At 33.5% G+C, this 24,469-nt stretch carries 19 protein-coding genes; 8 read left to right on the forward strand and 11 right to left on the reverse strand.

Annotation, left to right across the window (positions count from 1 at the left end):
• Positions 1 to 6: 6 nt before the first annotated feature.
• From asnB to EV196_RS18010, 3 genes are read right to left on the reverse strand one after another with little or no spacing between them, the layout of a single operon-like run.
• The gene (asnB, locus tag EV196_RS18000; RefSeq protein WP_132219171.1) at positions 7 to 1,983 is read right to left on the reverse strand and encodes an asparagine synthase (glutamine-hydrolyzing); all 1,977 of its coding nucleotides are present in this window, start codon (positions 1,981 to 1,983) and stop codon (positions 7 to 9) included.
• A gap of 25 nt (positions 1,984 to 2,008) precedes the next feature.
• Positions 2,009 to 2,257, reverse strand: a complete 249-nt coding sequence (locus EV196_RS18005; protein WP_132219172.1) for an acyl carrier protein — start codon at positions 2,255 to 2,257, stop codon at positions 2,009 to 2,011.
• 11 nt (positions 2,258 to 2,268) lie between these two features.
• Positions 2,269 to 3,006, reverse strand: a complete 738-nt coding sequence (locus tag EV196_RS18010; protein WP_132219173.1) for a hypothetical protein — start codon at positions 3,004 to 3,006, stop codon at positions 2,269 to 2,271.
• A gap of 313 nt (positions 3,007 to 3,319) precedes the next feature.
• On the opposite strand from EV196_RS18010, the gene EV196_RS18015 reads away from it, so the two are divergent.
• A complete protein-coding gene (locus tag EV196_RS18015; RefSeq protein WP_132219174.1) occupies positions 3,320 to 5,347 on the forward strand; it encodes a M1 family metallopeptidase in 2,028 nt (675 codons plus the stop codon).
• A 1-nt stretch (position 5,348) separates the two neighbouring features.
• On the opposite strand, the gene EV196_RS18020 is transcribed toward EV196_RS18015, so the two are convergent.
• A complete protein-coding gene (locus EV196_RS18020; protein ID WP_132219175.1) occupies positions 5,349 to 6,344 on the reverse strand; it encodes a PorP/SprF family type IX secretion system membrane protein in 996 nt (331 codons plus the stop codon).
• 16 nt (positions 6,345 to 6,360) lie between these two features.
• Complete coding sequence (locus EV196_RS18025; protein WP_132219176.1) at positions 6,361 to 10,698, reverse strand: PKD domain-containing protein; 4,338 nt, start codon at positions 10,696 to 10,698, stop codon at positions 6,361 to 6,363.
• A 232-nt stretch (positions 10,699 to 10,930) separates the two neighbouring features.
• On the opposite strand from EV196_RS18025, the gene EV196_RS18030 reads away from it, so the two are divergent.
• Positions 10,931 to 11,833: a patatin-like phospholipase family protein gene (locus tag EV196_RS18030; RefSeq protein ID WP_132219177.1), complete on the forward strand. Its 903-nt coding sequence runs from the start codon at positions 10,931 to 10,933 to the stop codon at positions 11,831 to 11,833.
• 3 nt (positions 11,834 to 11,836) lie between these two features.
• Positions 11,837 to 12,748: a patatin-like phospholipase family protein gene (locus EV196_RS18035; RefSeq protein WP_132219178.1), complete on the forward strand. Its 912-nt coding sequence runs from the start codon at positions 11,837 to 11,839 to the stop codon at positions 12,746 to 12,748.
• Here the strand turns inward: EV196_RS18035 and EV196_RS18040 are convergent, their stop codons facing one another.
• Complete coding sequence (locus EV196_RS18040) at positions 12,749 to 13,270, reverse strand: DUF7935 family protein (RefSeq protein ID WP_132219179.1); 522 nt, start codon at positions 13,268 to 13,270, stop codon at positions 12,749 to 12,751.
• 79 nt (positions 13,271 to 13,349) lie between these two features.
• Positions 13,350 to 14,900 carry an FMN-binding glutamate synthase family protein gene (locus tag EV196_RS18045; RefSeq protein ID WP_132219180.1) on the reverse strand — a complete coding sequence of 517 codons (1,551 nt, stop codon included), beginning with the start codon at positions 14,898 to 14,900 and terminating at the stop codon, positions 13,350 to 13,352.
• 148 nt (positions 14,901 to 15,048) lie between these two features.
• Here EV196_RS18045 and EV196_RS18050 point away from each other — a divergent pair, with 148 nt between their 5' ends.
• Together EV196_RS18050 and EV196_RS18055 are read left to right on the forward strand one after the other, a co-directional pair.
• Positions 15,049 to 17,409 carry an ATP-dependent helicase gene (locus tag EV196_RS18050; RefSeq protein ID WP_132219181.1) on the forward strand — a complete coding sequence of 787 codons (2,361 nt, stop codon included), beginning with the start codon at positions 15,049 to 15,051 and terminating at the stop codon, positions 17,407 to 17,409.
• Between the two features lie 113 nt (positions 17,410 to 17,522).
• A complete protein-coding gene (locus EV196_RS18055) occupies positions 17,523 to 18,185 on the forward strand; it encodes a hypothetical protein (protein ID WP_132219182.1) in 663 nt (220 codons plus the stop codon).
• Positions 18,186 to 18,301: 116 nt separating this feature from the next.
• Here the strand turns inward: EV196_RS18055 and EV196_RS18060 are convergent, their stop codons facing one another.
• Entirely contained in the window at positions 18,302 to 19,153 is an 852-nt protein-coding gene (locus EV196_RS18060; RefSeq protein ID WP_132219183.1) for an alpha/beta hydrolase, read from the reverse strand.
• A gap of 45 nt (positions 19,154 to 19,198) precedes the next feature.
• Between EV196_RS18060 and EV196_RS18065 the strand changes: the two genes are divergently transcribed.
• Together EV196_RS18065 and EV196_RS18070 are read left to right on the forward strand one after the other, a co-directional pair.
• Complete coding sequence (locus EV196_RS18065; protein WP_132219184.1) at positions 19,199 to 19,819, forward strand: L-threonylcarbamoyladenylate synthase; 621 nt, start codon at positions 19,199 to 19,201, stop codon at positions 19,817 to 19,819.
• A 54-nt stretch (positions 19,820 to 19,873) separates the two neighbouring features.
• Positions 19,874 to 20,626 carry a GIY-YIG nuclease family protein gene (locus EV196_RS18070; RefSeq protein WP_132219185.1) on the forward strand — a complete coding sequence of 251 codons (753 nt, stop codon included), beginning with the start codon at positions 19,874 to 19,876 and terminating at the stop codon, positions 20,624 to 20,626.
• A gap of 300 nt (positions 20,627 to 20,926) precedes the next feature.
• Here the strand turns inward: EV196_RS18070 and EV196_RS18075 are convergent, their stop codons facing one another.
• From EV196_RS18075 to EV196_RS18085, 3 genes are all read right to left on the reverse strand, one after another.
• A complete protein-coding gene (locus EV196_RS18075) occupies positions 20,927 to 21,763 on the reverse strand; it encodes an OmpA/MotB family protein (RefSeq protein ID WP_132219186.1) in 837 nt (278 codons plus the stop codon).
• A 98-nt stretch (positions 21,764 to 21,861) separates the two neighbouring features.
• Positions 21,862 to 22,857, reverse strand: a complete 996-nt coding sequence (locus EV196_RS18080) for a glycosyltransferase family 2 protein (RefSeq protein ID WP_132219187.1) — start codon at positions 22,855 to 22,857, stop codon at positions 21,862 to 21,864.
• Positions 22,858 to 22,884: 27 nt separating this feature from the next.
• Positions 22,885 to 23,328: a type I restriction enzyme HsdR N-terminal domain-containing protein gene (locus EV196_RS18085; protein WP_132219188.1), complete on the reverse strand. Its 444-nt coding sequence runs from the start codon at positions 23,326 to 23,328 to the stop codon at positions 22,885 to 22,887.
• 127 nt (positions 23,329 to 23,455) lie between these two features.
• Between EV196_RS18085 and holA the strand changes: the two genes are divergently transcribed.
• The gene (gene holA / locus EV196_RS18090; protein ID WP_132219189.1) at positions 23,456 to 24,460 is read left to right on the forward strand and encodes a DNA polymerase III subunit delta; all 1,005 of its coding nucleotides are present in this window, start codon (positions 23,456 to 23,458) and stop codon (positions 24,458 to 24,460) included.
• The last annotated feature ends 9 nt before the right edge of the window (positions 24,461 to 24,469 follow it).

Below are 24,469 nucleotides of genomic sequence, written 5' to 3' on the forward strand. Positions count from 1 at the left end.
AATTAATTAATCTAAGACTACTTTATCTAGTACCAAAAGTTCTTGTTCTTGTAATTTTGGTATTGATTTTTTAATGAATAAATCATACAATATTTGAGTTGATAAAATGGCTGTAATTGCCATATTATCAATTTCGGAAACCTGCTTGTTTAAAATCATTTTTTGTTTTAATTGATTTACGAATTTGAGATTGAAAATTCCAAATTCCGTGATTTTTTCTTCAGATAACATGTCTTTTAAATAGTTTGGCATTTCTTCAGAAAAAAATGCACTCCTTATTGGTGCTCTGTAGGCTTGTTTTGGTCTGTTTAAAATGTCTTCTGGCAACCTGCCTTTCATCATTTTTTTTAACAAATATTTTTCGTTTAATCCATTTAATTTTAAGTCTGGATTTAATTGCATACAAAACTCAATGACCCGATGATCTAAAAAGGGATAACGCCCTTCAATAGAATTTGCCATTGCCATTCTATCTCCTTGTGATGATAACAAATATTTAGACATAAATAAATGTATTTCAGTCCATTGTGCTTTAGTTAAGTAATCGTAACCTTCGAGTTTATTTTCTAGTTGTTTTTTAAACTCAGAAACAGGATTGTAATTACCAATGGCTTCTTTATAATCATCAGAGAAATAATTATTAATTCTTGACGTGTTATTCCATCTTAATAAATGCGAATAAATAGGCGATTCTGTTTCATTGAGTTTGTATCCAAAAAACAGTTTTAATATGCTGCTATTTGCATTTTTAATTTGCGGAATGTATGGATATAGTTTTTTTAATAATAACGGGCGGTATTTTGAATTCGGGTCTTTTGCCCAAAATCGCTTAATTTTGGTTTCTTTAAAAATGTTGTAACCTCCAAAAAGTTCGTCGGCACCTTCGCCTGTAATAACAACCTTAATATTTTTATTTTTAACACTTTTTGCTAATAGACTCATTGGGATGGGTGCAGTTCTTAATAAAGGTGCTTCAGAGTGCCATACTGCATTTTTAAAGTGTTCCGATATATCTTGAGGGCTGCATGTAATACTGGAATGTTGCGTATTAAAATAAGCTCTTGCTATGTTTTGATATGATGATTCATCAAAATCTTTTTCAGTAAAGCCAATTGAAAATGTTCTGAGGCTATCGGGGGTTATTTTTTTTATAAATGATGTTGTGATGCAGGAATCTAAACCTCCGCTTAAATAAGCAGCTACTGGCACGTCTGCTCTCAACCTTAGTTTTACGGCATCAGTAAAAATGGTTTCAAATTCTTTAGTTGCTTCCTCTATATTATTGAACTTGTAGCTGTCTTGTTTTGTAATTGGCAATTCCCAATACTTTTTTATGGTTTTAGAGTTAGCATTGATGGTCATGTAAGTGCCTGGAGCTAACTCAAAAACACCTTCAAATACTGTGTTTGTAGACATGGATGTCCAAAAAGTGAAATATTCCGATAATGCTTTTGCTGAAATTTTAGGTTGAAAATCGGGAAATTCTAAAAATGATTTCATCTCGGAAGCAAAAACAAAAGCGTTGTTAACTGTTGTGTAAAACAAGGGGAGAATACCAACCCTGTCTCTAGCTAAAAATAATTCTTGTTTATTTTTATCCCAAATTGCTATGGCAAATTGCCCATTAAGTTTGTGTAGAAATTCAGCACCGTATTCTTCATATAAATGCACAATAACTTCCGTATCCGTATGTGTTTTAAAGGTGTGGTTTTTTGCCAATAATTCTTCTTTAAGCTCAATATAATTGAATATTTCACCATTAAAAACAACCCATAAAGACGCATCGGCATTTGATAATGGCATGGTTCCCGTATTTAAATCGATGATGCTTAAGCGTACACTGCCAATGCCAATAGTATCAGATATATAAATGCCACTTTCATCAGGACCTCTATGCTTAATTCTTGTGAGCATATGTCTTAAAGTGTTTATTTTATTATCTGTGCTTGTATTAAATTTATAAAAACCGGAAATTCCACACATATTAAAAAGAATAGAAAGTTATATGTTACATTTTATTCTCTACGAAAGCCGTTATATTATTAATGGATTGAAAATTCTCCACAACTAATTCTTCATCATTAGTTGTAATGTTAAATTCTTCTTTTAAAAATTCGATTAAAAACAGCAGTCCCATGGAGTCAAGAACGCCTTCTTCAAAAATTAGAGTTTCATCCATCACATTTTTCACATCATCAAAAGTAGATTGAAGTATGTAATCTCTTATTTTATCTTTAATATTAATTTTTATTTGCATTATATTGAAATTTAGCCCGAAACTTTTTGTCGGGATTTATATGGATTTATAGCATTATTGGAAACTAGCGAACCTGTATTTTTCATAAAAACAAATTTGTTTAAAAATATGGCTAGTTCATCTGGAATTTCTTCAAAAGACACCTTTTTAATAAATAAAAACCATTTTTCTTTACGTAATGTGTAAGGTTTGTAACCTGAGTAAACTATTGAACGCAATGCACTTACGTTTTTTTTGTCAACAAAAGTTATAATGTGTTTAACACCCTGTTCCTTTCCTTTTTCTGAAATTAGATGTGTGGCGGTAGCCATAATACCAAAGCCTCTGTTTTTGGGAATTGTATAAGCATTTTCCAGCAAAGCTTCATCATTTTTAAGCATAGGAAATGAGTCTCCCCAAAACTTATAAATTTTAGGATTTTGAGACGAATCAATCAGCCATTGGCGAAAACAAGGCTCACCATCATTAGTAATTGCAACATAGCAAGTGCTAATATTTTTTTCTATTAACCCATAATTGTTCTTATCCAATAGAAAATATTTACCATCACTTATTTGATAGGGCCTGATAGATAAACTGATAAGCGACCTTGGGGGAATTGTTTCTTCAGATAAATCACGCTTAAGTCCGAAAGCTATATTTTCAGATTTAATTCGCTTTTTAATGCCATTCCAAACAAATAAATAATCCCCCTTTTTAAGCGAATTTTCAATAAAAACTATTTTTTTTATAACATCGTTAATAATCATTCTGTACTAGTTAAAATAATAATATTCGTATTGGAAATGTATTTTAGACTAAGGCTGTTAAACTTAATAATTATAATTCGTTTTCACACAAGAAACCTATTTAAAATAGATTCATTTTCAAAAGTTTAATTTCTTAATTAATGATCACAAAACTAATATATACATATAAATAGGGTTTTAACATGATAAATGTTAGTTTTCAAACCTTTATTACGGTTTAAAGAAAGCCTGCCTCAATGATTAATTTATATTCCTGTACATAAAGGAGTAATATAAATTCGTATTTTGGCTTAATGCTTGATAACTTTAATACATGAATCGTTTCTTTTTTTATATATGTTTTGTCACTATTTCGTTTATTCAAGGGCAGCAAACGGATTATGTTGATTTTAAAACTGCTAATGTGGAAGTTGGTTTTAAACCAGATTCTACAAAAGTACTTGGTGTTGTTCGTTATAATTTTGAGATTTTAAAGAATACAGATTCTATATTCATTGACGCTATAAATATGACATTTGATAATGTAAGCTTAAATGAAAGGGATGTTGAATACCGAAATGATTTAAAAAAACTTTGGATAAAACATGATTTTAAAGCTAAAAACAGCTACGAAGTAAGTTTTAATTTTGAAGCTTACCCTAAAAAAGCAATCTATTTTATTGATTGGAAAAATAAAAGTGATATGACTTTTAATACCGTCGAGAATAAACAAATCTGGACACAAGGTCAAGGAAAATACACCAGTAATTGGCTGCCTAGTATTGATGATATGAATGAGAAAGTCGAGTTCGATTTAAGTATTGAATTCGATAAAAATTATCAAGTTATAGCCAACGGAAAATTAACAAATAAACAAATAAACAAATCAACTACTACATGGAATTTTGATATGCAACAACCTATGTCTAGCTATTTAGTAGCTTTAGTCATCGGGAATTATGATAAAAAGACGGAAACATCCAAAAGTGAAATTCCTTTAGAAATGTATTATTACCCTGAAGATTCCTTAAAACTTGAGCCAACATATCGCTATACCAAACACATGTTTGATTTTCTTGAAGAAGAAATTGGCGTAAAGTATCCGTGGCAAAATTACAAACAAGTGCCTGTAAAAGACTTTTTGTATGCCGGTATGGAAAACACGACTACGACTATTTTTGCCGATAGTTTTGTGATTGATTCCATTGCTTTTGTTGATAAAAACTATGTAAACGTAAATGCACACGAACTAGCACATCAATGGTTTGGTAATTTGGTTACCGAAACTTCCGGTACGCACCACTGGCTTCAAGAGGGTTTTGCTACTTATTATGCTTTACTAGCAGAAAAAGATATTTTTGGAGACGATTATTACTATTGGCAGTTGTACCAGTATGCTCAAGAATTATTAGAACAAGATAAATCGGGACAAAGTACTTCTCTTTTAGATCCGCAATCTAGCAGCACCACGTTTTACAAAAAAGGCGCTTGGGTGTTACATATGCTTCGAGAACAAGTAGGGGATAAAGCTTATAAAACGGCTGTTAAAAATTATTTATTAAAGTATCAGTTTAAGAATGTGGAGACTGATGATTTTATAAGTGAAGTTGAAAAGGCTAGTGGACAGGATTTGAGTAAGTTTGTGGAAAATTATTTATTAGGTTTAGAATCATTTAAAGCTAAATTAATTCAGTTGTCAACTGAAATATATGAAGAGCAAAGAAATAGAAATGATATACATTCTTGTATGACCAATCAAATATCATCTAAAGTTTATAGTAAATGGGATTTGTTTTTTGGTAAAATGAATGATTTTTATCGTGAAGACTTTTTTAAAAGAACTTTTTCTGATCCTTCTGTTAATAGGGATGATTTTATAAAAGGTATTTTAAACTCAAAAGATTTAAAAATCCGTCAATCCATTGCCATAAACTTAACCGAAATACCTTCAGAATTAAAAACAGATTATGAAACGCTTTTAAATGATAAATCCTACATCACCATTGAAAAGGCTTTATTCAATTTATGGCTAAATTTTCCGCAAGAGCGACATAAATATCTGAATAAAACAAAAGGGATTCAAGGGTTTAATGATAAAAATATTCGCATACTTTGGTTAACTTTAGCTTTGATGACCGAAGATTTTGAACCAGAAAACAAAAAAGAATATTTTGATGAATTAACCCAATACACAAATCCTGTTTATAATTTTGAAATTCGTCAGAATGCTTTTTTATATTTACAAGAAATAAAAGCTTGCAACGATGCTTGTGTTGAAAATTTGAAACAGGCAATGACACATCATAGTTGGCAATTTTCAAAATTTGCTAAAGCTATGTTAGAAGTTGTGGAGAAAAAGTAACCTATTTTCTGCGCTCTAAATTCGCAGGATTTCTACAAACCAAGCAGCCTGTTAAGTACGTGATGGAGAGCTCGTAAACACCATTGGTTCTTCCAATGTTAGAGGTGTTTATATCATATGAAAATCCAAAACGTAGTTGTTCAAACTCCAAGCCAATAAAGGTGTTTATAGACGTAAGCAAATCGTTATTAGCATTATTTTTTGCAGGATTTGTAACCGCCATAGCTCCTAACATTAGTTTATCAAGCTTTATGGTAGTTCCCAAATCAAACCTATTATAGCCACCTTGTTGCATGTAATTGGCAGAAATAATCATGTCGTTATAATCAAAATAAGGAAACTTGTAATTCCCGTGAATGGAATAAAAAATATCTAATGGCACATGCCCATTTTCTAAAAACGAAATATTGGGTCTGTTTAAATGTTTTATGGAAGCACCTAACCATAAATCGGTGTCATTTCTTGTATTTTTTTTATCGAAAACAAAACCAGTTCCAAAATCTATAAACGCTATGTTGCTATTTGCATTCAACGCATAAGGATCGGATGAATACGGATTAATAGTTCCAGACCCAATATTTATTTGATCGGCGAGTACTAAATTTCTAAAGTTAAACGATTTTGTGCCAAAACCAACTTCAATGGCAGGTCTAAAAAACCAATCGTTTGAAAGCTTTATATGATAAGCAAAATTCACGTTCCCTTGCAGGTGGTTGTAATTGGTTTTGTTTTCATGCTGATTTAAAATACTAACGCCCATACCGCCAACATTTTCAATCCATGAATTGAAAAAAGCATATTCGGTATCAACTCTTAAATCGAGACTCGGCCATTGTGTTCTATGTATTAAACCGAAATAGGAAGCGTCTTCAAACCCAGAAAATCCAGGATTTAAAGTTTCGGGAACTAAAAAGTATTGTGAAAAAATAGGATCTTGCGCATTTGTTTTTACAAAAGAACAAGCTATGATAATGAGTGCTAATAGTTTTAATTTCATCTATAATTTTTTCTAATTAGTTAATTAAAACTAACGAGCCTTCTTGAGTGATGGTATGGTTGTAAAAGGTTTTTGCGGTAAGTTTAAAGTAGTAATTGCCATTTTCAGTAGCTATTCCTTTTATTTTTCCATCCCAACCTCTTATGTTTTCACCTGTTTCAGCATAAATAATGCCACCCCATGTATCGTAAATATGAAGTGTCATGTTATTCAATCCTATAAAAACAGGAGCGAAATAATCATTCATGCCATCTTTATTTGGTGTAAAGGCGTTTGGCATCATGATGCTATATCCTTTTTCAAGCACTAAAGTGGTTTCGCTGGAATATTCGCAACCAAAAGGGTAGCTAACCGTTTGTTTTATGGTATAGGTGCCTTCTTTTACATACACGTGCTCAGGATTTTCTTCATCTGAAAAATTACCATCTCCAAAATCCCATGAGATATTTATGAAATCGCCAACAGAGCCGTTTGTGAATTTAATAGGGTCGTAAATAGAGTAGAGGTTGTAAACACTGAACCCAAAGGAATCTGTAGTAAAACGTGAATCGTCCAATATGGGAGTTTCTACTTGAATGGAAAACTCTTCAATACAACCAAAACTATCTTCAACAGTAAGAATAACTAAACCATTAGTATCAGTTCTCATAATTTCATTATTAACACCTGTAATGATACCACTGGACCAACTAAGTTGATACGGTGGGATGCCTCCCTTTACTTTTGCAATAAAAGTCTGGTCTACATATTTAGTTTCACAGTTATAATTTGTAATAACTTCAAACGGGGATTCCAAAGCTAAGAATCGTTTTACTTCCCAAGTTTCAGATAGTTTACAATTATTTGCATCGGTAATGTTTACCGTATAAACACCCGGAGGTATATTTGTTAAATCTTCAACTCTAGAACCATTACTCCAAGAAATTGAAAGGGGTAATGTGCCTCCTGTAACCTCTAGATCGATGGCTCCAGAGTTTACATCATCACAATCTAAAGCATCAGTAACATCTCCAATTAATTTTAAAGGCAAAGGTTCAATAATGGTAAATGTTTCTTGTATAATGCACCCTTTGGCATCAGTAATGGTTACTGAATAAGTTCCGGGACCGATATTGTTCCGTTCATTTCCAGAGGTTGAACTATCATCCCAAACTAGTTTAACAGGTGTTTCACCTCCAACAAGATTGAGTTTGATGCTGCCATCGTTATTACCAAAGCAAGATACATTTTTTACAGTGGGATTGATATCAAATATAGGCGCATTTGCCAAGGTAATGGGGAAATTAACCACGCAGTTTAAAGCATCGGCTACGGTAACTACATAGGTGCCATGAGATAAATTATTTTGAACCATGCCTGTTCCTAAATTACTCCATGCTAAAGGTTCGTAAGGCGGCACACCTCCAGAAATGCCATGTATGGTAATAGCGCCACTATCATCATTGTAGCATATAATTTCTTTTATGGTGTAATCTAATTTAATTTCTGGGTTTTGGGGCACTATAACTTGTAAGTTTTTTGAACATCCAGAGTTATCAGAAACCGTTAAGTTATACGTTCCAGCTTCAATATTATTTAAATTTTGGAGATTGCTCCTAAACCCGTTAGGCCCTGTCCATGACCATCTGTAATTAGGTCTGCCTCCAACGGCGTTAACTTCAATTTTACCTGTAAAGGAGCCATAACAAAGAATAATATCTACAGGGCTGGTTAAACTCACTTCTAATAAAGGTGGTTCAATAATCGTGTAAGCGCCCGTTAGAATATTGCAATTATTAACTTCGGTAATGGTTACTTCGTAATCCCCAGGTTTTAGGTTACTTAAATCTTCTGTAGTTGCGGAAAATGAAGGGTCGCCAACTTTTGTCCACGTGAAATTATAAGGTGGCGTTCCTCCTAAAGTTGTTAAATTGATGCGACCATCATCAAGCCCAAAGCAAGAAATATCATTTTTATTGCCAGAAAACCTAAACAATCCAGGTTCTGTAACACGAAACGAATTGGTGTATGGGCACTTTCCATCATCTGTTATGTTCAACGTATAATTGCCGGGTGCTAAATTAGAAAGATCTTCATCTGAACTAGTAAAGCCGTTAGGACCTGTCCAAGTAATGGTAAAAGGATTTCCTGTTGAAAAAGGGACGCCACCTGTAACATCAATATTTATAGAGCTATCATTGGACCCGAAACACGTACCGTTTACGATGTTAGGTATAACTGTGATTAAAGGGTTAACGGTTACCGTAACGGTGAAATCTGGCCCGGGACATGATCCTGATATGGGAGAAATGGTGTAAGTTGCGGTTGCAGGAGTATTGGTGTTGTTTGTTAATGTTTGACTGATATTGGACCTTGGTGTCGATTGACCTGAAGCCCCATTTATAGAACCTGCTGGGGTTATTATTGGGTTGCCCCAAGTATAGGTTGTGCCAGAAGGAACATTATCGGTGCCATTTGAAAATGGTCTTACCTGAAAGCTTTGGCCGCTACATATATCTATTGTTTTAGGGGAAATGATAGGTGACAAAACCATGTCTACCGAAAAATTTTGAGTTTTTGTGGTAGTGCCACAACTATTCGTTACACTAAAAGTTACTGTGTAATTTCCGCTAGTGGAATAATCAATCTTACCCGGATTTAATAAGGTGGATGATGCTGGTGTTCCTCCCGGAAAACTCCATTGATACGTTATTTCAGTACTTGGAGAGCATGATTCCTCTACGGTTCCAACGGGGAAAATGGAAGCCGATTGACAGAAATTAGAAAGTGGTTCCAACGTTGTTACTGGTGGTTTTTTTACATCGATACGTTTTGTGATTGATTGACTAATGCCACATGAATTTCTTGTTGTTAGCCGCAGGTAGTAAATACCAGGAGTTATAAAAGAAATAGCAGGATTTTTAGAGTTTGAATAGGTGCCGTTTGCAAAATTCCAACGTTGTGGTTCTTCTCCACAATAGGCTTCAGAATAGGATATCATATCCCATGAATAGGTTTCAGCACCACAACTTAAACTAGTATCTGTTGTATTGTTTATTTGTAATGGGGTGGAAGCACAGGCATTTCCAAAAGTGAAATTAGGTTGCAAGATAGGTTCAACACAAATAGTTTTAGATACGGAAACTCCTTTTCCGCAAGGTGTTTCGGCAGATAAAGTAATCGTATAATTTCCGGGTGTTTTATAAACATGGTAAGGGCTTACCGCTCTTGATACGGGAGTGCCATCTCCAAAATCCCAGGTATAGACATTTACAGTGCTACAATCATTTGTAAATCCTGCAATGGTAGAATTGTAAAAACTAACGGATGTGTTGGCGCATACAATACTGTTAACATTAAAATTCACAATTGGTACATCCAAAATAATAATGGGTCCAGCCGTTAAGTAAGTACTGCCGCAAGAGGTGCTTATTGTTAAAGTAACTGTATTGCCACTGGGGCAATTAAACCTAGTAAATGTATGTGGAATAGGGAAATCTTGAGAAGCAGGTGGGTTTGCAGCATTATAATATGGCGAACTTTCTAACTGGGCTTGGGTATAATTTGCAGTAGTACCATCACCATAATTTACATTGTATCTAGTGTCTGATGGATTTGATGCCCAAGACCCAATCGCAAATGGCATGGGTTGAAGTGGTGTACATAAATTGGTGGTATTTCCAGGTGCTATAAGGGCGCCAATGGGGTTGTTAGAGTTTTTTACAACATACGTAATGGCATTGTTGCAACCACTAGAGCCAATGCCAGTTATAACCATGTTAAATGACCCCAATTTTGTATAAGTATGCATTTTAGGAAATGTTACATTGGTCTCAGAGGTGCCATCTCCCCATTCCACATTATAAGAAGCAATACAGGAAGAAGAAGCTGAATTGTTTCCAACATTAATACTGTATTGAAGATCGGTGTTATTATCTCCACATTTTTCAAAAGGTGCCGCAGATCCACTTGGAGCGTTCAAATTAACAAATTTTAAATCTGGTTTTTGCTGAACAGAAACAGATTTAGTTATTGAAGTGCTCGTGCCATTAACATCTGTTACGGTTAAGGTCACATTATTGTTTTGAAACCCGCATCCTAAAGCTGTAAACGCAAATGTAGGATTGCTGTTTGTAGACGTTTTTCCACCACCAAAATCCCATAAATAGGTGTAAGGAGCATCACCGGTAACTGAAGGCGTAAATGTAATGGGAGTATCGGAACAAGAGTTGTTATTATTAAAACTGAAATCTATAATAGGAGCTAATACAGTAATATTTCTATTGTAGGAAACTTCTATTATTTTATTGAGTCCGAAAAATGAAACAGTTAATATAGCGCAGAATAAAAACGCTAAAAGGTATTTTTTGCTCATGTAGTCTAATTGGTCATAGTTAGTAACTAAAGTAGGTTTTTTTTACAAATAATAATTTTTTACTTTAATAAAAAAGGACGATTTTCTACGAAATGCACAATTAAATATATAAAAAGCATTCTTGGTTTTTTTCTTATCGATTAAGTGCTGTTTAAGATATACACGATTTAATATTTTAACTAGGTGTCCGGCATAATTAATTTTCTTATTCTATATTTACTAAAATTTCAACATGAGAGCATTAGTAATTTCTGGAGGCGGTAGTAAAGGTGCTTTTGCAGGAGGTGTTGCCCAATATCTTATAGAAGAGCTGAATCGCGATTATCAATTGTACATTGGCACATCCACCGGAAGTTTGTTAGCATCCCATTTAGCGCTTCAAAAAATCGAAAAAATTAAAGAGGTATATACCAGCGTAACAAACGATAGCATTTTTAATGTATGTCCGTTTGTAGTTAAGCAAAAACATGGCAGCCAAAACATTGCCATCAATCATTTTAATGTGGTTATGAATTTTTTAAGAGGAAGTAAAACCTTTGGGGAAAGTCATAATTTAAGAACATTAATCAAAAAAACATTAGCAGAAGAAGAATTTTTGATTTTGAAACATTCCAGTAAAGATGTGGTGGTTACGGTTTCCAACTTATCTCTCAATCAAGTAGAATATAAATGTTTGAAAGATTTTGAATATGAGGAGTTTATAGATTGGATTTGGATTTCATGCAATTACACACCATTCATGACTTTGGTTAAAAAAGATGGCTGCGAATATGCCGATGGGGGCTTAGGCAATATGGTACCCATTGAAGAAGCTATCAGTCGTGGTGCTACCGAAGTGGATGCTATTATTTTACAAACCGAAGTGAATCAGTTTAACAGGTTACCATCAAAAAACCCCTTTTCTTTGTTAACAAATATGTTTGCTTTTATGTTGGATAGAATTGAATCTCAAAACATCCGTATCGGAAAATTTACAGCAAGTCATAATAACGCCATTATAAATTTTTATTATGCACCCACTGTTTTAACAATCAATTCGCTTATTTTTAACAAAGAGAAAATGACACAGTGGTGGCAAATTGGATACGATTTTGCAAAGTTTAAAAACCAAGAAACAAGTCAATTAGAAAATTAATTTATGAGGGCATTAGTAATTTCGGGTGGTGGAAGTAAGGGCGCCTATGCAGGTGGTGTAGCCGAATATTTAATAAAAGAAAAAGGATATAGTTATGATTTGTTTGTAGGCACTTCTACAGGAAGTTTATTGGTGCCACACATTGCAGCGGGTAAAATAGACAAGGTGTACGATGTGTTTACCGATGTTAAACAGAGTAATATATTTAGTGTCAATCCGTTTCGAACCCATAAAAAAAATGATAGAGAGTATGTTTCCATAAATTTTTTAAACTCATTATGGCAGTTTATTAAAATGAAACGCACTTTTGGTGAAAGTAAAGCGCTGAAACGTTATTTAAAAAAACATTTTACAGAAGAAGAGTATAATTTAATTAGAGCTACGAAAGAAGATGTTGTGGTAACAGTTTCGAATTTATCACAAAATAGGGTGGAGTATAAGTCTATTAAAGATTTTTCATATGAAGAATTTTGTGAATGGATTTGGATATCGTGTAACTACATTCCTTTTATGTCCTTAGCAAAAGTGAATGGTTTTGAGTATGCCGATGGTGCTTTTGGTTGTGTTGTACCCATACGCGAAGCTATTCAACGGGGTGCTACAGAAATTGATGCAGTGGTTTTAGAATCTGAAAACATGGAGTACATGAAAGTGTTGGGTAAAAACCCTTTTTCATTGATGCTTAATTTATTTGGGCATTTATTAGACCAAGTAGAAAAAAGTGACATACTTATAGGCAAACTAGCAGCCATCAACAAAGACGTAAAACTAAATTTGTATTATACCCCATCAAAACTTACCGAAAATTCATTAATATTCAATAAAAAATTGATGGTTGCATGGTGGCAACAAGGCTTTGATTATGCTAAAAATAAGGATAAAGAAGCGAGGTCAAACGAGTTGCGAGTTGGGTAATTACCACAATTCAGACACTTCTTCTTTTAAAAACGACAAAGCAGCATCGCTTGGTGAGCGGCGCTCCATCATTTCGGTTAAAACAACTTCTCTAAGCTTATTGGCGGTATCTGTTTTTTCAAGTAAACTAGCCTTTCTAATTAATTGAATCGTGGCATTTTTTGCAGCGTTAATAATGTTCCAACATTTTTCGCTAATATAAATTTGTTGGGTTAAATTATGTTCAAATTCCTGCTCAATACTTTGTATAATCAAAGCTTCATAATCTTCTTTATTTGAGGATATTGGAGGGATTCTAATTAATATGTTTGAAGGCGTAATACGTTCTAAAAATAATACCATACGTTCATAGGCCTGTAAGCGCAAGGGTAGGGCATTAACTTGTAATTCTTTTTTCAATAAAAAACGTCTTCTACCATCTTCATTTTTGGTATGTTCCTTAAAAAAATAATAAGCAATAAGTCCTGTAATTAATGAAGGAATTGCGAATAAGAATAGGTCGATTAATCTGTTGGCGTCCATAAAAATAATGTTTGGTTACAAACTTAGCATGTTTGTTTCTAATGCACAAGTAAATACTGAATACTGCGACCGTAAACTGCTAACTAATTTTCCCTCCCAAATATAAACAATCTTTTAAATTTTGCATCGAAGTAAATGGTACAGGTGTTTTTTCATACATGTAGGTTCTGTTTAATTCTTTCGAAAGGTTATGGTCATCTACATTAATTTCAACATCCCGCATTTGAAATTGACATGGGTGCTCATACCCTGCGGCATGCGTAATTTCAACTAATTCTTTTCTAAATGTTTTAAAATATTGAGCTAATCGCTCCGATTTTAAAGTAGGATCTATACCATTTTGTAACCATTTGTTTTGTGTAGCTACACCACTAGGGCAACGGTTGGTATGGCATACTTGTGCTTGGATACAGCCAATACTCATCATAGCTTCACGGGCCACATTAATACAATCGGCACCCATAGCAAATGCCATAGCTGCTTTAGCTGGAAACCCCAATTTGCCACTACCAATAAAAACAATACGTTCACTTAAGCCTTTGTCTTGAAACAATTTATATAAATCGCTAAAGCCATACACCCATGGCAAGGATACGTGGTCTGCAAAACTTGGAGGTGCAGCACCAGTGCCACCTTCACCACCATCAACCGTAATAAAATCAGGACCTTTACCAGTTTCTACCATAATATTGGCTAGTTCTTCCCATTGTTCTAATTTTCCAATAGCGGCCTTTATACCAACAGGTAATCCCGTAGATTCGGCAATTTTTTCAATAAAATCAACCATTTCTGGAACGTTCGTAAAAGCTTTATGGTTGGGTGGAGATAGCACATCTTTACCAATTTCAACACCTCTAATAAAGGCAAGTTCCGCAGTGATTTTTGCACCTGGTAATACACCGCCTTTACCTGGTTTTGCACCCTGAGAAAGTTTTATTTCAATAGCTTTTACAAACGGATTAATTTCAACCAGTTTTATTAATTTTTCCATGGAAAAACCACCATCTATAGCACGAACGCCAAAATACCCCGTTCCAAAATGGAAAATTACATCGCCTCCATGCGAATGGTAGGGCGATAAGCCGCCTTCACCTGTATTATGGTATGCACCTGCTATTTTAACGCCTTTGTTTAAAGATTCTATGGCTTTCGCGGAAAGTGAGCCAAAACTCATAGCCGATACATTGATAATGGAAGCGGGTCTATAAGGTTTTCTTCTTTTATGAAATGCGCCCATGACTTTAGCACATGGTAAAAATGTTTTATCAATAGCATTTGGGTGGTTTTCACTAATTTTATAAGGCATCATCGCATTATTAATAAAAATATGCTGGTGGGCATAAATATCTCTATCGGTACCAAAACCTTCGTAATTATTTTCTTTTTTAGCCGAAGCATAAATCCAACTACGTTCAATACGGTTAAAAGGAAGTTCTTCTCTATTATTAGCCACAAAATATTGACGCATTTCAGGACCAATACTTTCTAACCAATAACGTAAATGCCCAACTATAGGGAAGTTATGACTTATAGTATGCGCTTTTTGGATAAAAATATCTCGTATAGCTACTAAAACTAAAGCAATTAATATCCAACCCCACCAGGCAATACTTGATAAAAATGATAACATGGTATTTTAAGAAATTTTATTAGACTATAAATATATCTAAAAATTAACAAGGGTAAAATTATATGTGAATTGTTTATAATTATTAATAAATCTAAACCATAAAAAGCTTTACAATGGTTAATTTCACGTCGTAAAATTTTATACAGTTTTGGAAAAATATTTAAGTCAATTAAACGAAGCTCAATTAGCGCCTACTATACAAAAAGAGGGCCCCATGATTATTATTGCAGGTGCAGGTTCTGGTAAAACACGTGTGCTTACCATTCGCATCGCTTATTTAATGAGCGAGGGTGTCGATCCATTTAACATATTGTCATTAACATTTACCAATAAAGCGGCGCGCGAAATGAAAGAGCGTATCGCCACTATTGTTGGTGCTAGTGAAGCTAAAAACTTGTGGATGGGAACGTTTCACTCGGTTTTTGCTAAAATTTTACGTATTGAAGCCGATAGATTAGGCTATCCAAGTAATTTCACAATTTACGATACACAAGATTCTGATAGATTAATTTCGTCTATTATAAAAGAAATGAATCTTGATAAAGATATTTACAAGTACAAACAAGTACGTTCCAGAATTTCTTCATATAAAAACAGTTTAATTACGGTACGTGCTTATTTTCAAAACCCGGAGTTAATTGAAGCCGATACCATGGCGAGACGTCCGCGTTTAGGTGATATTTACAAGGAATATGTTGAGCGATGTTTTAAAGCAGGTGCGATGGATTTTGATGATTTATTGTTGAAAACCAACGAATTATTAACACGTTTCCCGGAAGTGTTAATGAAGTACCAAAACCGTTTTAAGTACATTTTGGTTGATGAGTACCAAGATACCAACCACTCACAGTATCTAATTGTGAGAGCCTTGGCTGATAAGTTTCAAAATATTTGTGTGGTGGGTGATGATGCACAGAGTATTTATGCCTTCCGCGGCGCGAATATTAGTAATATTTTAAATTTTCAGAAGGATTATGATGATGTAAAAGAGTTTCGATTGGAACAGAATTACCGTTCTACCAAAAACATAGTAAATGCAGCCAACTCCATCATAGAAAAAAATCAAACGAAGTTGGAAAAAGTGGTTTGGACAGCCAATGATGAAGGTGAAAAAATAGTAGTAAACCGTTCCTTGACCGATGGTGATGAAGGGCGTTTTGTAGCAAGTACCATTTGGGAAAATAAAATACAGCATCACGTTCCAAATAGCGATTTTGCTATTTTATATAGAACCAATGCACAATCGCGTGCTATTGAAGATGCGTTGCGTAAACGTGATATTCCATATAGAATTTATGGTGGTTTATCATTTTATCAACGAAAAGAAATTAAAGATGTTTTGTCGTATTTGCGATTAATTATTAATCCAGCAGATGAAGAAGCTTTAAAACGTGTTATTAATTTCCCTCCAAGAGGCATTGGTGGAACTACGATAGATAGATTGGTTGTGGCGGCTAATGGTTACAAGCGTTCAATTTTTGAAGTGATGAAAAACATCGATAAAACCGATGTGAAAATAAATTCGGGAACCAAAGGCAAATTATTAGATTTTGTAACCATGATTGAGAGTTACCAAGTCATGAACCAAACGGCCGATGTTTTTGAATTGGCAGAACACGTTACCCGAACCACCGGTTTAATAAGCGAGTTTAAAAAAGATGGTACGCCCGAAGGTGTAGCCAAAATGGAAAACATTGAGGAGCTTTTAAACGGTATGAAAGACTTTGTGGAAGGTCAAAAAGAATTAGCAGACACCACAGGAAATTTAGCAGAGTTTTTAGAAGATGTTGCCTTGGCAACCGATTTGGATGCCGATAAAGGAGATGCAGATCATGTAGCATTAATGACCATACATTTAGCAAAAGGTTTGGAGTTTCCGTATGTATTTGTGGTTGGTTTAGAAGAGGATTTGTTCCCTAGCGCCATGAGTATGGGTACACGTAGCGAATTGGAAGAAGAACGCCGTTTGTTTTACGTGGCCTTAACACGTGCCGAAAAACAAGCTTATTTAACCTATGCGTTGTCTCGTTACCGTTGGGGGAAATTAGTAGATTCTGAACCAAGTCGTTTTATTGAAGAAATAGACGAACAATATCTAAACATCACAACACCCATTGAAGAACGCCGTTTTAACCCCATGCTGGATGCTGATATTTTTGGTGATGCCACCAGTCCAGAATTAAGTAGAAGATTAGATCCTAATAAAATACGATTTAAAGCTGCCAAACAACCAGAATTCAAAAAAGGTAACACTTCTAAAGAAGAACCTATTCGAAACCAAGTCACAACACCTAAAAACTTAAAACGAGTTGTTGAAACAGGTGATAATACTAATTTATTTGATAATAAGTTAGCCGTTGGAAACCTTGTAAAGCATATACGATTTGGTTCTGGTGAAGTTTTAAAAATTGAAGGAGCAGGAGCTGACATTAAAGCTGAAATCAAGTTTCAACACGGGGGCGTTAAAAAATTATTATTACGATTTGCCAAGTTGGAAGTTATTGGGTAATTAAACATCCTAAAGACTTAACTAAAAAAATCATACTTGCACCGAAAGTTTTTTTTTGTTTTCGCATCTATATATAAATAGATATACAATTCAATTAAAAAATTAAAAATTACATGAAAAAGATTTTAGCATTAGTATTCGTATTGAGTATGAGTTTAACCTATGCTCAACCAGGTGGCGGTGGCGGTATGGGAGGTTCACAACAAGGTGGAGGACAAAGAGGTAGCGATATGCAACAGCAAGAAAAAATGCCTGAGTTTAATGCTGCACAAGTAGCAGGTATTTTTAAATATGATGTGGATGAGGCTATGAAAAAGAGTAAAATTAAAAAAGATAAAAAATTAATTCAAGAGGTTAGTCGTGCTATTGGAGGTTATAATCTTAAAATGGATGAAATATCATTGCTTAACAAAGATAATTTTGACACATTGAATGTATATGTGAATACATCAATGAAAACCAAACGAGGAGAGCGAAGTAACCAAGAAACCTCTAGCGGAAACAGTAATTCTAGAGAACGAAGTAAAAATTCAAAAGACGATCCAAAAGCATTAATAAGTGCAAAAATAGAACCTGCTAAAAATGCTGTAAAGAAGGCAGAACAAAATTTAAACAAAACTTTAGAAGCGTTGCTTAGTGAAAAGCAATATGGTAAATGGTTGAAATATCAGGAAAAAATAAAAGAAGAGAAACAACCTAAAACACCTTCTAATTCGAGTCAAGGAAACGAACAAGGTGGCGGCATGGGTGGTCCTCCAGGAGGCGGTATGCGATAGTATGATATATTGACAATTGATAGCAAGAAAAGGCAGTTTAGATTAAATTCTAAGTTGCTTTTTTTTTTGACATATCACTCAAAAATATATTGAATAAACATATAGTTTTAAAATACTTAAAGTTGATTTTGTGTAAATGCTTTAAGATTTAACCATGTGTCTAGTAATTCAATTCCCACCCAGCCATGACCACCGGTTGGATATAAAGTAAATTGATTTGTAACGTTTAAATCAATCAATTTGTCTCGTAAATTGGTTCCTTGCGTTGCAGGAATTAAGGGGTCTTGTCCGCCATAGAACAAAATAGTTGGTGGCGCACTAGCCGTTACACGGTGTAGCGGACTTACTTCTTCTAAAAATGATATATCAGTGGTTACACCATATAAATCTAACATGGCTTGCAATTCAACACTGTTGTTATTCAAATAAGCAGGATCGGTTAAATTTGTTGGTCCTACAATGCTACAAACCATATTTATATTGTTGTTTGTATCAAAAGCATAACTCCATAAAAGTGCTAAATGTCCACCTGCACTAATGCCTATAAAACCAAAACTATCGGAAATAGTATAGGTGTCCTTATTATTTTTTAAATAATTTATAACGCTAGTAATATCATCAATTTGCATGGGGTAAGGCGGGTTATTTGCATCTGCCAAGCGGTAGTTAGTATTTGCTACAGCTAGGTTTGGTAAGTCTTGTTGGATTAAATTTTTAATAGCATCCATATCTGCTTTGTCGCCAGAAGACCATCCACCACCATGTACCAAAATCAGTGTTTTTGTGGCAGGTGTTCGGTTGGCAGGCAAGTACAAATCAAATGTTTGATTGCTGTCATTACCATAAGAAATATTTAATTCTTCATAATATTCTAATGGTATTGAATTGGTGTTTTCAGTTTCGTTTTCACAACTTTGAAAAGAAATTGAAGCCAGCATACAGAAGAAAAATAGATAAAAATACTTCATAACAAAAATAATATTTACTTTTAACGGTAATACAATATAATTATTATGGCTGAGTTTGTTAGAATTTATGAAGAAAATCCCAATTCGAAAGAAATTGATAGGGTTGTAGCTGTTCTAAAACGAGGTGGTTTAATTATTTATCCAACCGATACGGTTTATGGTTTGGGTTGCGATATTAATAATTTAAAAGCTTTAGAGCGTGTTGCTCAAATAAAAGGTGTGAAGTTAGAAAAAGCTAATTTTTCATTTATATGTCATGATTTGAGTCATTTAAGCGATTATGTTAAGCAAATTGATACCTCAACTTTTAAGATTTTAAAACGGGCGCTTCCTGGACCTTACACGTTTATTTTACCAGGATCAAAGGGTTTGCCAAATCCGTTTAAAAAGAAGAAAACGGTGGGTATTCGTATTCCTGCCAATAATATTGCTTTAGAAATTGTAAAGAAATTGGGTAACCCTATTATATCGACTTCCATTCGTGATGAAGATGAGGTGATTGAATATACCACCGACCCCGAACTTATTTTAGAAAAATGGGATAATTTGGTAGATTTGGTTATTGATGGTGGTTATGGTGATAATCTTGCTTCTACCGTTATAGATTTATCTGAAGAAGAACCTGTTGTGGTGAGAGAAGGTAAAGGGAGTGTGGAGATTTTTTGATTAATGCTATAGTTATGTTGTTGTTGGGCGTCATTACCACTCAAACTCTGAAAAATGAAAAAACTTACTGAAATAGGATTTAAAAAAGTGGGAAAATGGAGTTTTGAGAATAATTTATTTCAATTTGAACTAAACGCAAATTATACCACAAAAAATATATTATATTCTTTTGTAATTGAATACGAAATAAAATACATTGGAAAAAGTGTCAAAACAATCTCACAAAGATTAAATGGTTATCGGAGACCAAATATTTCTCAACGAACAAACTTCAGATTAAATAATCTAATTATTGAAAAATTAAGAGGTGGAAAAGAGGTTGAAATATATTTATTCGAAGATAATGCTGAATTAAATTATAAAGAAAAGAAAATCAATTTATCAGCAGGTTTGGAAGATAATTTAATTGCTGAATTTTTACCAGAATGGAATTATCTTGGAAAAAATGGAAAATTAAGCAAACAAAAAAAGATTATAGAAATTGAGAATAAAGAAAAAATAATGGAAAAAGCATACAAAGAAGAAATTATTATCCAAATCGGAGAAGCATATTATAATCAAGGCTTTTTTAATATTGGTAGCAAATATTCTGAATTCTTACCGAAAAATAATCTTGACCCTATAAAAATACAGATAGAGGAGAATGAAATTATTATCGGAAAAGTTTATAAATTTTCAAACTCTGGTCAAACTAGAATTAAAGACCCAAGTGGAGAATATAAAAGATGGGTTCAAAGAAATTTCGATAAAAAAGAAGTTTTTAAGGTAGAAATAATTGAAAAAGATTTTATTAAACTGAAAAAATAACGAACGCCTAACACCGTTACCTCGAACGTATGTGAGAGGTCGCATTATTTTGGTTATTCAGTTTGTTTTATTAGCTACTTGTGTGATGTCTCCCTGCGGTCGACATGACTAAAAGTGTGGTATTGGTTACTTACTACTGGGTTGGTTGCGTTAAGGATTGAGGCATTTGTTGGAGCTCCTCGCAGAGAGCGACTGCCGAAAGCCTGACCCGATAGGGGAACGCTATAATTATGAGAAAAGTTCTGCACAAAAAAAAGCCCAACTTTGCAGTTGAGCTTTCTTGATTATTTTAAAATCTAATTATTTTTGAACAGAAAGGTTTTTCATTTCTTTTTCAACCATATCATAGAATTGATCAATTTTAGGAAGTACTACGATACGAGTACGTCTGTTTTTTGCTCTGTTTTCAGCAGAATTATTTTCTACTAACGGCACATAATCAGCACGTCCAGCAGCAATTAACTGTGCAGGGTTTACACCAAGTGTTTGTAAAACTCTTATGATAGAGGTAGAACGTTTCACACTTAAATCCCAGTTGTCTAACAATACGCCACTAGCGTAAGGTACACTATCGGTATGCCCTTCAACCATACATTCGAAATCTGGTTTGCTGTTTACTACTTTAGCAACTTTTGCTAACACTTCTTTAGCTCTTGAAGTTACATTGTAGCTGCCACTTTGGAATAATAATTTATCAGCAATAGAAATAAATACAACACCTTTTTCAACGTTGATTTCAATATCTGGATCGTTAATACCTACTTCACGTTTTAAGCTAGTAACTACAGCAAGTGTAATACTATCTTTTTTAGTTAAAGCATCTTGAAGACGTGTGATTTTCATGTCTTTTTCTTTAATGCTTTCTAATGTTTTTTCAATGTTGCTAGCTCCTTTAGAAGATAGAACAGTTAAGTTGTCATTACTTTTTCTTAAATCGGCTACTTGTTCTTCTAAAGCTGTTGCTCTTGCAGTTGCAGAGGCTCTATCTTCTAAACAAGTGTTTAATTTAACGGTTGCAGAATTTAGTAAATCTTGAGATTCTTGATATTTAGTTTCAAGGTCTGTAAATTGTTTTTTAGAGACACACGAGCTTAATACAAGCATTGCTGTTACACTAAGTAAAAAAATTTTCTTCATAATTATTTTAATGGATTAATATTCTATATATATGAATACAAAAATATGCAAAAAACAGCTGTTTACAGTATTTTAACAAAACTTTTGCAAAGAAATTGTTAACTTTTGAAGACATCATTATTTTTCACGAAATAGTCTACAACTATAGATGTTTTTTTGTAGTATTTAACTTTGTTTTTTTTTTGTTTTCTTTGTTTTAAAAGCTGATTTAAATGTGTATAAAAACTAACGTGTGCTTTTAAAATGGCGAAGATGTGTTTTGGTTTTAATTCTATTAGAAATTTCATGGCTGCAATACCATCTAAAACCAAACGCATTAGGATAAGAAGTAAAACGCTGCCTTTTGCATTTTTCGTTAATGCATATAAGCTGTTCCTAAAATTTAGAAATGTTTTTTTAGGGTTGGTATTGCTAAGTGTTGCACCACCAACATGATAAATGGTAGAATTTCCTATGTATTTAACAGAGTAGCCAAGGTTTTTAGCACGCCAGCACAAATCTATTTCTTCCATGTGTGCAAAAAAAGCTTCATCTAAACCTTTTAATTCATTGAAAACGTGTTTTCTAACAAATAAACAAGCGCCAGATGCCCAAAATATTTCGGAGGTATCATTGTATTGTCCGTTATCTTTTTCAATGGTGTTAAATATTCTACCTCTACAATATGGATACCCGTATTTGTCTATAAAACCGCCTGCGGCACCAGCATATTCAAAATAATCTCTTTTATTAAAATCTAATAATTTGGGTTGAATAATTGCTGTGTTAACTTCAGTGTTAAAGGTTTCAATAATAGGTGCGAGCCAGTTTTTGGTAACTTCAACATCATTGTTTAAAAGACAAAAAACATCGGCGTTCATGTGTTTTAAAGCGTCGTTATAACCTTTAGCATAACCACCATTTTCGGTATTTTGAATAATTTTAATTAACGGAAACGCTGTTTTTACAAAATTCACGGAATCATCGGTAGAGGCATTATCAGCTACATAAATCGTCGCTTTTTGTGAATGTTCAATAACTGAAGGCAAAAACTGTTCTAATAGTTTTTTCCCGTTCCAGTTTAGAATTACAATAGCTATTTTTAATTCAGCCATAGCATTATTATTCGTTTTTGTTTTTTATTAATTGTAATTAGGAATGTCTTTTAAAAAATCATAACGTTCATTTTCAAAGTCCATTTGGCAATAATAATGATTAATTCCATTTGTAACCATTAAATAATTAGCGTTTAATACACGGTTATATTGTGCAATTTGGTCAAATGTTTGTTGATTTATTAAAATGGAGGGTGCTTTACATTCTACAATGAGATGAATGCTTCCGTCGGTATTAAAAATAACAATATCGTAGCGTTTTTTTAAATCGTTAACAATCAGTTCTTTTTCAATATTTATGAGCGATTTTGGGTATCCTTTTACCTCCATTAAATATAACACACAATGTTGTCGCACCCATTCCTCAGGTTGTAAAATCACAAATTTTTTGCGTATGCAATCGAAAATAGAAATTTTATTTTCGCTATTTTTGAATCGAAACGGAAACTGTGGAAAATTAAGGGCTTGCAATAATATTGTGTTTAATTTTCAAAGTTAAGATTCAAAAGCATAAAACACAATAAACAAATACTAAATTCCAATAAAATACGTGTTAAGTTATTGGAATTTAAAATTTTTAATTTGGAATTTTAGGAGTTTGGACGAAGTAAAACAATTAGTAACCGACATAAAAAACGGCAAGTTGAAACCTATTTATTTTTTAATGGGTGAAGAAGCTTATTATATTGATAAAATTTCAGATTTTATTGAAGATACTGTGCTATCTGAAGAAGAGCGTGGGTTTAACCAAATGGTATTGTATGGACGTGATGTAACCGTTGATGACGTAGTTAGTAATGCCAAACGTTACCCAATGATGGCAGACTACCAAGTAATTATTGTAAAAGAAGCTCAAGATTTATCGCGTACTATCGAAAAATTGGCAGATTATGCAAAAAATCCACAACCAACAACTGTTTTAGTTATAAATTACAAGTACAAAACGATTGATAAACGTAAATCGCTTTATAAAACGCTTCAAAAAAGTGGTATCGTTTACGAAAGTAAAAAACTGTATGAAAACCAAGTAGCTGATTGGATTCGACGTATTTTATCATCTAAAAATTATGCTATTGCTCCAAAAGCTGCACAAATGTTGGTAGAGTTTTTAGGAACCGATTTAAGTAAAATAAGCAACGAACTAGATAAGCTTCAAATAATTTTACCTAAAGGAACTCAAATTTCACCAGAGCATATTGAAGAAAACATTGGCATCAGTAAAGATTTTAATAATTTTGAATTACGCCATGCCATTGGTGAAAAAAATGCACTCAAAGCGTACAGAATTGTGAATTATTTTGCTGAAAACCCAAAGGACAACCCTATGGTTGTTACCGTTTCTTTGTTGTTTAGCTTCTTTTCTCAGTTACTTTATTTTCATGGGTTGAATGATAAATCACCAAGAAATGTGGCTTCGGCTTTAAAAGTGAACCCATATTTTGTTAATGATTATATTACGGCAGCTAGAAATTTTCCCATGAAAAAAGTTAGTGAAGTAGTGGCAACACTTAGAGAGTTTGATGTAAAAAGTAAAGGTGTTGGTTCTAATGCGGTTCCTCAGGGCGATTTATTAAAAGAATTATTAGTAAAAATATTATCGTAAATCATTAAA

The sequence above is a fragment of the Mariniflexile fucanivorans genome (assembly GCF_004341235.1).
In the GTDB taxonomy this organism is placed as follows: Bacteria; Bacteroidota; Bacteroidia; order Flavobacteriales; family Flavobacteriaceae; genus Mariniflexile; species Mariniflexile fucanivorans.